This is a genomic window from Enterobacter sp. WCHEn090032 (assembly GCF_003986875.1).
Classification (GTDB): Bacteria; Pseudomonadota; Gammaproteobacteria; order Enterobacterales; family Enterobacteriaceae; genus Enterobacter; species Enterobacter sichuanensis.
Map to the genome: position 1 here is coordinate 1 of NZ_RXRN01000046.1, position 13375 is coordinate 13375.

At 55.8% G+C, this 13375-nt stretch carries 13 protein-coding genes; 3 read left to right on the plus strand and 10 right to left on the minus strand.

Annotated elements, in window-relative coordinates; genetic code table 11:
• Positions 1 to 37: 37 nt before the first annotated feature.
• The 8 genes from dinB to EKN83_RS22735 all read right to left on the minus strand — a co-directional run bounded on the left by dinB (position 38) and on the right by EKN83_RS22735 (position 7243).
• Positions 38 to 1096 (minus strand): DNA polymerase IV, encoded by a 1059-nt coding sequence (dinB, locus tag EKN83_RS22700; RefSeq protein WP_025760189.1) that lies wholly within the window; start codon positions 1094 to 1096, stop codon positions 38 to 40.
• Between the two features lie 106 nt (positions 1097 to 1202).
• Positions 1203 to 1406: a (Na+)-NQR maturation NqrM gene (gene nqrM / locus EKN83_RS22705; protein WP_025760188.1), complete on the minus strand. Its 204-nt coding sequence runs from the start codon at positions 1404 to 1406 to the stop codon at positions 1203 to 1205.
• On the minus strand, positions 1406 to 2629 hold the full coding sequence (gene nqrF, locus EKN83_RS22710; RefSeq protein ID WP_025760187.1) for an NADH:ubiquinone reductase (Na(+)-transporting) subunit F: 1224 nt from the start codon (positions 2627 to 2629) through the stop codon (positions 1406 to 1408). Before nqrF ends, nqrM begins: the two co-directional genes overlap by 1 nt.
• A 10-nt stretch (positions 2630 to 2639) precedes the next feature.
• Complete coding sequence (nqrE, locus tag EKN83_RS22715; protein ID WP_023334613.1) at positions 2640 to 3236, minus strand: NADH:ubiquinone reductase (Na(+)-transporting) subunit E; 597 nt, start codon at positions 3234 to 3236, stop codon at positions 2640 to 2642.
• 6 nt (positions 3237 to 3242) lie between these two features.
• Positions 3243 to 3881 carry an NADH:ubiquinone reductase (Na(+)-transporting) subunit D gene (locus tag EKN83_RS22720; RefSeq protein ID WP_025760186.1) on the minus strand — a complete coding sequence of 213 codons (639 nt, stop codon included), beginning with the start codon at positions 3879 to 3881 and terminating at the stop codon, positions 3243 to 3245.
• Positions 3874 to 4668, minus strand: a complete 795-nt coding sequence (locus EKN83_RS22725; RefSeq protein ID WP_126801748.1) for a Na(+)-translocating NADH-quinone reductase subunit C — start codon at positions 4666 to 4668, stop codon at positions 3874 to 3876. Before EKN83_RS22725 ends, EKN83_RS22720 begins: the two co-directional genes overlap by 8 nt.
• Entirely contained in the window at positions 4661 to 5896 is a 1236-nt protein-coding gene (locus EKN83_RS22730) for an NADH:ubiquinone reductase (Na(+)-transporting) subunit B (protein WP_045285111.1), read from the minus strand. The genes EKN83_RS22725 and EKN83_RS22730 overlap by 8 nt, the downstream gene beginning before the upstream one ends.
• Positions 5897 to 5899: 3 nt before the next feature.
• Complete coding sequence (locus tag EKN83_RS22735) at positions 5900 to 7243, minus strand: Na(+)-translocating NADH-quinone reductase subunit A (protein ID WP_126801749.1); 1344 nt, start codon at positions 7241 to 7243, stop codon at positions 5900 to 5902.
• Positions 7244 to 7541: 298 nt separating this feature from the next.
• Between EKN83_RS22735 and dpaA the strand changes: the two genes are divergently transcribed.
• The gene (gene dpaA / locus EKN83_RS22740; protein WP_025760182.1) at positions 7542 to 8282 is read left to right on the plus strand and encodes a peptidoglycan meso-diaminopimelic acid protein amidase; all 741 of its coding nucleotides are present in this window, start codon (positions 7542 to 7544) and stop codon (positions 8280 to 8282) included.
• Here the strand turns inward: dpaA and EKN83_RS22745 are convergent.
• Positions 8253 to 9020: a class II glutamine amidotransferase gene (locus tag EKN83_RS22745; protein ID WP_008500262.1), complete on the minus strand. Its 768-nt coding sequence runs from the start codon at positions 9018 to 9020 to the stop codon at positions 8253 to 8255. The two genes, dpaA and EKN83_RS22745, sit on opposite strands and share 30 nt — an antisense overlap.
• 46 nt (positions 9021 to 9066) lie before the next feature.
• Entirely contained in the window at positions 9067 to 9645 is a 579-nt protein-coding gene (lpcA, locus tag EKN83_RS22750; RefSeq protein ID WP_025760181.1) for a D-sedoheptulose 7-phosphate isomerase, read from the minus strand.
• Between the two features lie 239 nt (positions 9646 to 9884).
• Between lpcA and fadE the strand changes: the two genes are divergently transcribed.
• Together fadE and EKN83_RS22760 are read left to right on the plus strand one after the other, a co-directional pair.
• Positions 9885 to 12329 carry an acyl-CoA dehydrogenase FadE gene (fadE, locus tag EKN83_RS22755; protein WP_047957822.1) on the plus strand — a complete coding sequence of 815 codons (2445 nt, stop codon included), beginning with the start codon at positions 9885 to 9887 and terminating at the stop codon, positions 12327 to 12329.
• Between the two features lie 108 nt (positions 12330 to 12437).
• Positions 12438 to 13208 (plus strand): amidohydrolase, encoded by a 771-nt coding sequence (locus tag EKN83_RS22760; RefSeq protein WP_126801750.1) that lies wholly within the window; start codon positions 12438 to 12440, stop codon positions 13206 to 13208.
• Positions 13209 to 13375: the final 167 nt, after the last annotated feature.

Below are 13375 nucleotides of genomic sequence, written 5' to 3' on the forward strand. Positions count from 1 at the left end.
AAGGGAGAGGGTGAACACCGCTGCGCCACCGGTTTTTTTACAGGCCCAATACCAGCTGTCGCTCTAACTGCGGATCCAGCAACGTGACGTGCAACCCCACCAGCCTGACACCGCGCCCTGCCCGCCGCTCATCCCAGGCCTTTTTCGCCGTCGCAATGAGATCGTCTTTATTCAGACGCGGCCAGACGTGTTCCTGTGTGGTCTGCTGAAAGTCATTGAATTTCAGCTTGATGCCCTGTCGTGCAATAAGCAGGTCCGGCTTCACCTTGATTAAGCGTCGTTCCAGCTCCGGGTAGAGCTGTTCTGTGATAATAAACTCGCATTCGGACCAGTCATGAATATCTTCACTGAGGGTTCGCTCAACGCCGACGGATTTCCGTAACCGTTCGCTGTTCACATCGCGATCGTCAATCCCCTGGCTGCGCTCCCACAGCACGCGGCCAAACTTCCCAAAGCGTTTGAGCAGCATGGCCAGATCGCTGCGCTGCACATCTTCGCAGGTGCGTAATCCCATACTTTCCAGCTTTGCGGCAGAGACTTTTCCCACCCCGGGAATTTTGCCAAGCGGCAGCGTTTTTAAAAACGCAGGCACCTCTTCCGGGGTAATAACGTACTGACCGTTGGGCTTGTTTAAATCGGAGGCAATTTTGGCGAGGAATTTTACGGGTGCCACGCCCGCCGATGCCGTCAGATTGAGCTCGTTGAAAATTGTCTGACGGATCTCCTGCGCCATCAGCGTGGCGGAGCCGTGGCAGTGCACGCTGTCGGTAACATCCAGATAGGCCTCGTCCAGCGACAGCGGCTCTATCAGGGAGGTATAACGGGAGAAGATTTCACGGATATGGTTTGAGGCTTCTTTGTATGCCTCAAACCGACCGGGTAAAAGCGTGAGATGAGGGCAGAGCTTCAGCGCCATCGCCGTCGGCATGGCGCTGCGCACGCCATATTTGCGCGCAGGATAGTTGGCGGTGCTGATGACCCCCCGCTGAACGCGGCTGCCGCCTATCGCAATGGGGATATCCCGCAGCGCCGGGTTGTCACGCATCTCCACTGCGGCAAAAAAGCAGTCCATATCAACATGGATTATTTTGCGCATAGTAAGCCCTCACTCATCACTGGATAAGTATACAGTAAATAAATGAGGGTTGAGAAGTGGATATAAGAACGCCGGGTGGCGGCTTCGCCTTACCCGACCTACAAGACTAAATAATGCGCTGCTGTTCGCGGGCCATCCGTTTTTTGCGCGCATCGCACGGTTCCGGGCAGTCGCACACCTTTTCCATCCCAATGGAAGTAATGCCGCCGCAGCTGCCCTGAAGGCTTTTCCGCTTAACGATCCAGCCTAACGCCATGCCGAAAATGACGAGCACGAAAACCACGAAGGTAGCCAGAAAGGTCAGCATCATCAGCCTCCAAAGTCATCGAGCAGGATGTTCTCATCTTCCACACCGAGATCTTTCAGCATCTTAATCACGGCAGCGTTCATCATCGGCGGCCCACACATATAGAACTCGCAGTCTTCCGGTGCCGGATGCTGCTTAAGGTAGTTTTCATACAGCACGTTGTGGATGAACCCGGTATAGCCCGTCCAGTTATCTTCCGGCTGTGGATCGGAGAGCGCCACATGGAAGGTAAAGTTCGGGTTTTCACGCGCCAGCTGTTCAAACTCATCGTCATAGAACATTTCGCGCAGGGAGCGCGCACCGTACCAGAAGCTGATCTTACGCTGGCTGCCCAGTCGTTTGAGCTGGTCAAAGATGTGCGAGCGCATCGGGGCCATACCGGCACCGCCGCCGATAAACACCATTTCCGCGTCGGTATCTTTGGCAAAAAACTCACCAAACGGGCCGGAGATCGTTACCTTATCGCCCGGCTTCAGGGACCAGATGTACGACGACATGACGCCCGGCGGGGCATCCGGCACGTTCGGCGGTGGCGTGGCAATACGCACGTTGAGCATAATAATGCCCTTCTCTTCCGGGTAGTTGGCCATAGAGTAGGCACGCAGCGTCGGCTCTTTCACCTCCGACACAAAGCGGAAAAGATTGAATTTGTCCCAGTCGGCACGATACGCCTGCGGCACGTCAAAGTCCGCATACGCCACGGTATGCGCCGGACATTCAATCTGAATGTATCCCCCGGCGCGGAACGGGACATCTTCCCCTTCCGGCACCCGCAGCTTCAGCTCTTTAATAAAGGTGGCTTTGTTATCATTAGAGATAACCTCGCACTCCCATTTTTTGACGCCGAAAATTTCCTCCGGCAGCTCAATCTTCATGTTCTGACGCACCGCGACCTGGCAGGCCAGACGGCAGCCCTCTTTTGCCTCACGTTTGGTGATATGCGCCAGCTCGGTTGGCAGAATATCGCCACCACCCTCTTTTACCGTCACGCGGCACTGCCCGCAGGAGCCGCCGCCGCCGCATGCTGAGGAGACAAAAATGCCGTTACCCGAGAGCGTATTGAGCAGTTTATCCCCCGCCGGGGTGCGGATCTGATTCTGCGGCTCGTCGTTAATATCAATCACTACGTCGCCGGAATTCACCAGCTTCGCACGCGCCGCCAGAATAAGCCCTGACAGCACCAGGACAATCAGCGTGAACATCACCACGCCAAGTATTATTTCCATCTGTTAGCCCTTATAGCTGCACACCGGAGAAGGACATAAAGCCCAGCGCCATCAGCCCGGTGGTGATAAAGGTGATCCCTAAGCCACGCAGCCCTGCAGGCACGTTGGCATATTTCATTTTTTCGCGGATCCCCGCCATGGTGACAATCGCCAGCATCCAGCCGATGCCGGAACCGAAGCCGTACACCACGGACTCACTGAAGTTGTAATCACGCTGAACCATAAACGAAACGCCGCCGAAGATGGCGCAGTTCACCGCGATCAGCGGCAGGAAGATCCCCAGCGCGTTGTAGAGTGACGGGAAGTACTTATCGAGGATCATCTCCAGGATTTGCACCAGCGCGGCAATCACACCAATAAAGGTGATAAAGTTCAGGAAGCTGAGATCAACGCCCTCTACCAGCGCGCCGTCCCGCAGTACGAAGTTGTACACCAGGTTGTTGATCGGCACCGATAAGCCGAGCACCACGGTGACCGCCACGCCCAGACCAAATGCCGTCGACACTTTTTTGGACACCGCAAGGAACGTACACATGCCGAGGAAAAACGCGAGCGCCATGTTTTCAACAAACACCGCCCGCACAAACAAACTCAGGTAATGAGCCATCGTCGGTTACTCCTTTTCCTGCTGTTCTGGTCTCAACGTACGAATCAGCCAGATCAACAAACCGATAATGAAAAATGCGCTAGGGGCCAGCAGGAACAGGCCGTTTGGCAGATACCAGCCGCCGTTTTGCACCGTCTCCAGCACCGTGATGCCAAATAATTTACCGCTGCCAATGAGCTCACGCAGGAACCCCACTGTCAGCAGGATCACGCCATAGCCGAGGCCGTTGCCGATACCGTCCATAAAGCTCGCCAGCGGCGGCATTTTCATGGCGTAAGCTTCCGCACGCCCCATCACGATACAGTTGGTGATGATAAGCCCAACAAACACCGAGAGCTGTTTCGAGGTTTCATAGGCGAAGGCGCGCAGTAGCTGATCGACCACGATCACCAGCGAGGCGATGATCGCCATCTGCACGATGATCCTCACGCTGTTGGGAATGTGGTGGCGGATCATGGAGATAAACATGCTGGAAAACGCGGTTACCAGCGTTACCGCCAGCGTCATCACCACCGCCGTTTCCAGCTTGGTCGTTACTGCCAGGGCTGAACAGACGCCCAGCACCTGCAGCGTTATCGGGTTATTGGCGAGCAGTGGGCCAATGAGAACCTTTTTGACTTCTTTCAGTTCACCGGTATCAGCCATTGTTCAGCGCTCCTTCACGTACGTTTTTCAGGAAAGGCCCAAAGCCCAACTCGCCCATCCAGAAATCAAAACTGTGCTGCACGCCTTTTGAGGTGAGCGTGGCGCCGGACAGTCCGTCTACCGCGTAGTCGTCACCGGGACGTGCCGCCCCTTTCATCACTTTCAGCGCGGGTAGCCCGTTGTCATCAAGCACTTTCTTGCCGATAAACTGCGCCCGCCAGTTCGGGTTATCCACTTCGCCACCCAGACCCGGTGTTTCCCCCTGGTCGTAATACGTGATGCCTTTTACGGTGCGACCATCCGTATCCAGGGCCACAAAGGCATACATCATTGACCACAGACCGTTACCGTAGACAGGAAGCACTACTTCCTGAATGCGTTTTTGGGCGTCACGAACGAGATAAATTTCAGCAAGATTGCTGCGACGTTTAATGCCAGCCGGATCCTGTGACGCGTCCAGCGTCAGGCTCATCTGCGGATCTTTCAGCGCCAGCGCCTGGTTATACTTCGCCGGGTCTTTATCCAGCAGTTGTCCGGTTTTTAAATCCACCAGACGTGGCGAGATACGCTCCGCAAAGACCGCCGAGACGTCGTCTGCACTCATCCCTTCCTGCATCAGCCCGGCGACGGCCAGGATATTGCGCTGTTTATCCAGCGCACGTTGCGCCTGCTGCAGGGGTTTTAACCCCACGGCAGAGCCGGCCACGACAATCGAACAGACCAGACAGAGCACCAGCACCACCAGCAGCGTTTTGCTGATGCTGTCGTTATTTTTAACCTCAGCCACGCGCCTTCCTCCGCTTAATGTTGGCCCGCACCACCAGGTAATCGAAGAGTGGCGCAAACAGATTGGCAAACAGAATGGCCAGCATCATCCCTTCCGGGTACGCCGGGTTAACCACGCGGATCAAGACACACATCGCGCCAATGAGTACGCCATAGCTCCATTTGCCTTTATCCGTAAACGAGGCAGAGACAGGGTCGGTTGCCATAAACATCATGCCGAACGCGAAGCCACCCAGCACCAAATGCCAGTACCAGGGCATGGAGAACATCGGGTTGGTGGTCGAACCGATAACATTGAACATCGTGGCGGTCAGCACCATGCCGATCATCACACCAGCCACAATTCGCCAGGAGGCCACGCGTCCAAACAGGATGATCGCCCCACCAATCAAAATCATCAGCGTGGAGACTTCCCCGATGGAGCCCGGTATGTTGCCAATAAAGGCGTCAAACCAGGTGACAGGCTGGCCTGTGGCGTTGTTGACCAGTGTTTCGCCGCCGTGTGCCGCCCACTGTGAAAGCGGCGTTGCGCCGGAAAAACCGTCGGCCGCTGTCCATACCAGGTCACCCGAAATTTGCGCCGGATACGCAAAGAACAGGAACGCTCGCCCCGCCAGTGCCGGGTTGAGGAAGTTACGCCCGGTGCCGCCGAAGATCTCTTTGGCAATCACCACGCCGAAACTGATGCCCAGCGCCGCCTGCCAGAGCGGTAAGGTGGGTGGGACAATCAGGGCAAACAGAATGGAGGTTACGAAGAAGCCTTCGTTGATCTCATGTTTACGAATGATGGCGAACAGCACTTCCCAGAAGCCGCCCACGATAAAGACCGTGAGGTAAATCGGCAGGAAGAACACCGCACCCAGCGTCATCATGCTCACCCAGCCAGCGTCTGGCGCAAAGCTCACACCCAACGACTGGGCCAGACGGTAGTGCCAGTCTGACTGGAGCACCTGCGCCAGCTGCTGTGCATCATACATATGGTGCAGCGCCGGAATGGTCTGCAGACCGACGTTGTACATCCCCCAGAACATCGCCGGGAAAACCGCAAACCAGACCAGGATCATCATCCGCTTAAGGTCGATGGCGTCACGAACGTGCGCCGCCCCTTTCGTCACCAGCCCCGGCGTATAGAAAATGGTCGCCGTTGCTTCATACAGCGGGTAGTACTTTTTGAGCTTCCCTTCGGTAAAGTGCGGCTCAATTTTTTCAAAGAGGTGTTTTAAGCCCATCGGTTATCCTTCCTGCTCAATGCGGGTTAACACCTCGCGCAATACGGGCCCATATTCGTATTTTCCCGGACAGACATAGGTACAGAGCGCCAGATCTTCTTCGTCAAGCTCAAGGCAGCCCAGCGCCTGCGCGCTGTCGGTATCGCCAGCGAGCAGATCGCGCAGCAGCATGGTTGGCAGAATATCCAGCGGCATGACGCGCTCGTAGTTGCCAATCGGGACCATGGCGCGCTCGCCACCGTGCGTAGTGGTCGAGAAGTTAAACAGCCTGTTACGCAGGAAGTGACCTAACGTGGTACGGGTGACGGAAAATTTTTCCGCACCGGGCAGTACCCAGCCGAACAGCTCTTTGTCTCGGCCTTCCTGCACAATGCTCACCTGCAAATGGAAACGTCCCAGATAGGCGTGCGCATCAACAGCATGGCGGCCACTGAGAACGGAACCGGAAATCAGGCGGTTTTCACCCTCTTTGATTTCCCCCGCCAGCAGTTCATTGATGTCCGCGCCCAGCAGCGTTTTCACCAGACGCGGATGCTTAGCCTGCGGCCCGCCAATCGCAATGATGCGTTCCGCACTCAGTTCACCGGTGGTGAACAGCTTACCGATGGCAATAACATCCTGATAGTTAAGATGCCAGACCTGTTTCGTCAGGCTTACCGGCTCAAGGAAATGGATGTGCGTCCCGACCAGCCCCGCCGGATGCGGACCCGCAAACGTATTAAACGTAACCTGCCCCTGCGGATGGCCGCCGAGCTTACCGCCGCCGGCCTGGCAAACGTGGACTTTCCCCGACGTCAGGCGGGTTAAAAGGGTCAGTCCGGCATCAAAGGCTTTACGCTGCGCCAGAATAACCGGTTGTGGATCCACGCTGAGCGGGTTGGTGTCCATTGCCGTCACGAAAATCGCGGCCGGCTCCGTACCCGGAACAGGGGATTTGCTGAAGGGACGCGTACGAAGCGCGGTCCATAAACCGGACGCCAGAAGCTGAGCCTGAACAGCGTCGCGGCTTAGCGATGCGAGATCTGCGGTGTCGTAATGGCCGAATTCACACTGCTCATCGCCTTCAATGCGGATAACCACCGACTGCAGAACGCGCCGTTCGCCACGGTTGATCGCCACTACGGTACCGCTCGCGGGTGCGGTGAACATCACGCCGGGATTTTTTTTGTCCTCAAAGAGTGCCTGGCCTTTGATAACGCGTTCGCCTTCCTCTACCCGCATTGAAGGACGCATTCCCAGGTAGTCGTCGCCCACAATGGCGACATGACGGACACTTGCGCCTGTCGAAACGTGCTGCTCTGGCACGCCTGCAATCGGCAGATCAAGTCCTTTTTTGATTTTAAACATGTGGTTAGCAGGTTTCCATGAACAACAATCCAGTGGGCGCGAAGTGTAACATTTTCCCCTTCTCGCGGGCAGGTAATCCGCCGTTACGCGCACCAAATTGCGAGCTAATACGCAAAGTTCCTGGAGTCAACGCGATTTCGATGGTTTATAAAGTAAAACTAATTTGTAAACTCACCGCCCGGCTCTTGCGAAAATCTCTGGCGGTGCTAATGTGAGCGCTCCTAACAGAATAATCTGATTTCGGGTCTCTTTTGCCGTCCTGGCAAGTTGGTCATGGTTTTATCAAGGAACTAGTAGTATGCGTAAAATCGCATTGTTCATTGCGATGCTTCTGATTCCGTGCATGTCGTTTGCCGGGCTGCTCAGCAGTAACAGCTCAACGACGCCGATCAGCAAAGAATATAAACAGCAGTTAATGGGATCGCCGGTTTATATTCAGATCTTCAAGGAAGAACGCACTCTCGATCTGTTTGTAAAAATGGGTGAGACCTATCAGCTGCTTGATAGCTACAAAATATGTAACTACTCCGGTGGATTAGGGCCAAAACAGCGTCAGGGCGATTTCAAAAGTCCGGAAGGGTTTTACAACGTTCAGCGTAGCCAGCTCAAACCGGACAGCCGCTTCTATAAAGCTATCAACATCGGTTTCCCGAATGCCTTTGACCGTGCGCACGGTTACGAAGGTAAATACCTGATGATCCACGGTGCCTGCGTCTCTATCGGCTGCTACGCGATGACCGATTCCGGCATTGATGAGATTTTCCAGTTTGTCACCGGGGCGCTGGTCTTTGGTCAGCCTAACGTTCAGGTCAGCATTTATCCGTTCCGCATGACCGATGCCAACATGGCGCGTCACAAGTACTCTTACTACGCGGATTTCTGGAAACAGCTGAAACCAGGCTATGACTACTTCGAGCAGACGCACAAGCCGCCTGTTGTCTCGGTGGTGGATGGCCGTTACGTGGTCAGCAAGCCGCTGAGCCACGAAGTTGTCCATCCACAGCTGGCGTCAAATTACACGGTCCCCGAGACAAAATAGTACCCACTCGCCTGGCATAATCTTTTGCCAGGTTTCGTTGCCCGTCAGCGGCTGCGTTGCAATGACAGTGACCACATCGTTCGGTGTGGTCTCTTTCTGAAAGTCTATCTCCACATCCTGATCGAGTAGCGTTGCAACGCCAAACGGCGCACGACGGGTGATCCAGAACAGGTTCGTCGAGCAGAACGCCATCACATAGCGCCCGTCAGAGAGCAGCATGTTGAACACGCCTTTTTCGCGCAGCTCAGTGGCCAGCGTCGCGATGTATTTAAACACCGCCGCCATGTTGCCCGGGGTTCGCGGATAGCGCTCCGTCAGCTTATGCAGCAGCCAGCAAAAAGCTTTTTCGCTGTCGGTTTCGCCTACCGGGCGGAAATTGCCCGTCTCCAGCGACTTATAGCCCGTGAGTTGCCCATTGTGCGCGTAGGTCCAGTTACGGCCCCACAGTTCACGGGTAAACGGATGCGTATTTTCCAGCGCCACTTCGCCGCGGTTTGCCTGCCGAATATGGGCGATCACCGAGCGCGACTTGATGGGATAGTCCTGCACCAGTTTGGCAATCGGTGAGTTAAAGCTGGGCTGTGGATCTTTGAACGTGCGACACCCTTTGCCTTCGTAGAAGGTAATGCCCCAGCCGTCTTTATGCGGCCCGGTTCCTCCACCGCGCTGCACCAGCCCGGTGAAACTAAAGCAGATATCGGTTGGCACATTGGCGCTCATCCCGAGCAGTTCGCACATACGTCACCTCCACAACAGCGGGGGCAAGGGTGCCCCCAGCGAAGTCTTACTTAACCATCTCTTTTTCGATCAGCTGAATCAGGATGTGGATCACTTTGATGTGAATTTCCTGAATACGATCAGCATAACCGAAGTGCGGCACACGGATTTCGATATCCGCCGTACCGGCCATCTTACCGCCATCTTTACCGGTCAGGGTGATGACTTTCATCCCTTTTTCACGTGCGGCAGCGATCGCTTTGATCACGTTTGCAGAGTTGCCCGAGGTAGAGATCCCCAGCAGCACGTCACCTTCACGACCCACCGCTTCAACGTAGCGGGAGAAGACGTAGTCGTAACCAAAGTCATTGCTCACGCAGGAGATATGGCTCACGTCGGAAATCGCGATCGCCGGGTAGCCCGGACGGTTTTCACGATAGCGTCCGGTCAGCTCTTCTGCAAAGTGCATGGCATCGCAGTGGGAACCGCCGTTACCGCAGGAAAGCACTTTGCCACCGGCTTTGAAACTGTCGGCCAGCAGGACCGCCGCGCGCTGAATAGCGTGAATATTGGCATCATCTTTCAGAAAGTTAGCCAGCGTTTCCGCCGCTTCGTTCAGTTCGTTACGAATAAGATCCTGGTACATGAGGATAATCCTTCAGTATTGATGAAATAACACAGTGGAGTGTACCGGATAGCGGGAAAAGCGAGAAGCTAAAGCCATACGAATCCCCTGGCGTTTTGCTTTTTCGTGCCGGCGAAAACGCGAACAATGTGAACCAGGTTGTAATTATTTTGTAAACACATTGCTAAAGGAAATAACATCAACTACAACCATATCATCACAAGTGGTCAGACCTCCTACAAGCAAGGGAGCTTTTCTTTATGATGATTTTGAGCATTCTCGCAACTGTTGTTCTGCTCGGTGTGTTGTTCTATCACCGCGTCAGTTTATTTCTGAGCAGCCTGATCCTTCTGGCCTGGACCGCTGCGCTTGGCGTCGCCGGTCTGTGGACTATCTGGCTTTTGGTCCCGCTGGCCATCATTCTCCTGCCGTTTAACCTTGCCCCGATGCGTAAATCCATGATCTCCGCGCCGGTGTTCAAAGGTTTCCGCAAGGTGATGCCGCCGATGTCGCGTACGGAAAAAGAGGCGATTGATGCCGGTACGACCTGGTGGGAAGGCGATCTGTTCCAGGGCAACCCGGACTGGAAAAAGCTCCATAACTACCCGCAGCCGCGTCTGACCGCTGAAGAACAGGCCTTTATTGATGGCCCGGTGGAAGAAGCGTGCCGTATGGCGAACGACTTTGCCATTACCCATGAAATGGCCGATCTGCCGCCCGAGCTGTGGGCGTATCTGAAAGAGCATCGCTTCTTCGCGATGATCATTAAGAAAGAGTACGGCGGTCTGGAATTCTCCGCCTACGCTCAGGCGCGTGTACTGCAAAAGCTGGCGGGCGTTTCCGGGATCCTGGCGATTACCGTGGGCGTGCCTAACTCCTTAGGCCCGGGCGAACTGCTGCAGCATTACGGTACCGAAGAGCAGAAAGATTACTACCTGCCGCGTCTGGCACGTGGTCAGGAAATCCCTTGCTTCGCGCTGACCAGCCCGGAAGCAGGCTCCGATGCGGGCGCGATCCCGGATACCGGCGTGGTCTGCATGGGCGAATGGCAGGGCGAGCAGGTGCTGGGTATGCGCCTGACCTGGAACAAGCGTTATATCACGCTGGCGCCTATCGCTACCGTGCTGGGTCTGGCCTTTAAGCTCTCTGACCCGGAAAGACTGCTGGGCGGCGAAGAAGATCTGGGCATTACCTGTGCGCTGATCCCGACCTCGACGCCAGGCGTTGAAATTGGTCGTCGTCACTTCCCGCTGAACGTGCCGTTCCAGAACGGCCCAACCCGCGGTCAGGATATCTTTGTGCCGATTGACTACATCATCGGTGGCCCGAAAATGGCCGGTCAGGGCTGGCGTATGCTGGTGGAATGTCTGTCGGTGGGTCGCGGTATTACCCTGCCGTCGAACTCAACCGGTGGTCTGAAGTCTGTGGCGATGGGGATTGGCGCGTACGCCCATATCCGCCGTCAGTTCAAAATCTCCATCGGCAAGATGGAAGGTATCGAAGAGCCGCTGGCGCGTATCGCGGGCAACGCTTACGTGATGGACGCCGCCGCGTCGCTGATTACCTACGGCATCATGCTGGGTGAAAAACCGGCCGTGCTGTCCGCCATTGTGAAGTACCACTGTACCCACCGCGCGCAGCAGTCGATCATTGACGCGATGGATATCGCAGGCGGTAAAGGCATTATGCTCGGCGAAGGCAACTTCCTGGCGCGCGGCTATCAGGGTGCACCGATTGCCATCACCGTTGAAGGGGCAAACATTCTGACCCGCAGCATGATGATCTTCGGTCAGGGGGCGATTCGCTGCCATCCTTATGTCCTGGAAGAGATGGCCGCTGCGCAAAATAACGACGTGGATGCCTTCGATAAACTGTTATTCAAACATATCGGTCACGTGGGCAGCAACAAGGTGCGCAGCTTCTGGCTGGGCCTGACGCGCGGTCTTACCAGCGCGACGCCAACCGGCGATGCGACAAAACGTTATTACCAGCATCTTAACCGTCTGAGTGCCAACCTGGCGCTGCTGTCCGACGTCTCTATGGCCGTACTTGGCGGCAGCCTGAAGCGTCGCGAACGTATCTCTGCCCGTCTGGGGGATGTGTTGAGCCAGATTTTCCTGGCCTCTGCGGTGCTGAAACGCTATGACGATGAAGGCCGTCAGGAAGCGGATCTGCCGCTGGTGCACTGGGGCGTTCAGGATGCGATGTATCAGGCAGAACAGGCGATTGACGATCTGCTGGCAAACTTCCCGAACCGCTTTGTCGCCGGCGCCCTGCGCGTGGTGATCTTCCCGACCGGTCGTCATCATCTGGCGCCGTCGGACAAGCTGGACCACAAAGTGGCGAAGATCCTGCAGGTACCGAGCGCAACCCGCTCCCGTATCGGCCGTGGTCAGTATCTGGCCCCAACCCCGCATAACCCGGTGGGTCTGCTGGAAGAGGCGCTGCTGGACGTGATGGCCGCCGACCCGATTCACCAGAAAATCTGTAAACAGCTGGGCAAAAACCTGCCGTTTACCCGTCTGGATGAACTGGCGAAACAGGCGCTGGCCGGTGGCATTATCAGTAAAGATGAAGCAGCCCTGCTGGTGAAAGCTGAAGAGAGCCGTCTGCGCAGCATTAACGTGGATGATTTCGAACCGGACGAGCTGGCGACGCAGCCGGTAAAGCTGCCGGAGAAGCACCGTAAACCTGAAGCGGCATAATCCGTTTCGCCTGCACAAACCCCGCCGCCCGCGGGGTTTTTTATTGCCACATTTTCTCTTTATGTCGTGCTACAGTGTCAAAAAGCGGTCGTTTGAGGAGTCTGAATTGTGCCTGGTCTGAAGATTTCTATTTTGCAGCAACCTTTAGTGTGGATGGATGGCCCCGCCAACCTGCGCCATTTTGATCGTCAACTGGAAGACATTACCGGGCGTGATGTGATTGTCCTGCCGGAGATGTTCACCACTGGCTTCGCCATGGAAGCGGCAAAACAGTCAATGCCGCAGGAGGAGGTGGTCGCCTGGATGCATACCAAAGCGCAGCAGACTCACGCGCTGATTGCCGGCAGCGCCGCCCTGCAAACCGAACGCGGGCCGGTGAACCGCTTCCTGCTGGTTGAGCCGGAAGGGAAAGTGCATTTTTACGATAAACGTCACCTGTTCCGCATGGCGGATGAACATCATCACTATGAAGCGGGTAACGAGCGCGTGGTTTTTGAATGGCGCGGCTGGCGTATTTTGCCGCTGGTCTGCTATGACCTGCGCTTCCCGGTGTGGTCACGCAACCGCAACGATTACGACCTGGCGCTGTATGTCGCCAACTGGCCTGCGCCGCGCTCCCTGCACTGGCAGTCGCTGCTGGTGGCGCGCGCAATTGAAAACCAGGCCTATGTGGTGGGCTGTAACCGCGTAGGAACTGACGGCAACGGGCATCACTATCGCGGCGACAGCCGGGTGGTGAATCCGCAGGGCGAGATTATCGCCACCGCCGAGCCGCATCAGGCGACGCGGATTGATGCTGAGCTGTCGCTGACGGCGCTGAAAGAGTATCGCGAGAAGTTTCCGGCATGGCAGGACGCGGATCCGTTTAGCATTGGCTGAAATTTTCCCCTCACCCCAACCCTCTCCCAAAGAGCTGAGGAATCCCCACAAAATAATGCCTGCACAGACAACCCCCTCTCCCTTGAGGGAGAGGGCTGGGGTGAGGGGGAACATACGGCTCTGGTGGACATTCCGTTCACTTTATGTTCAATGCTACTCTGTAACAA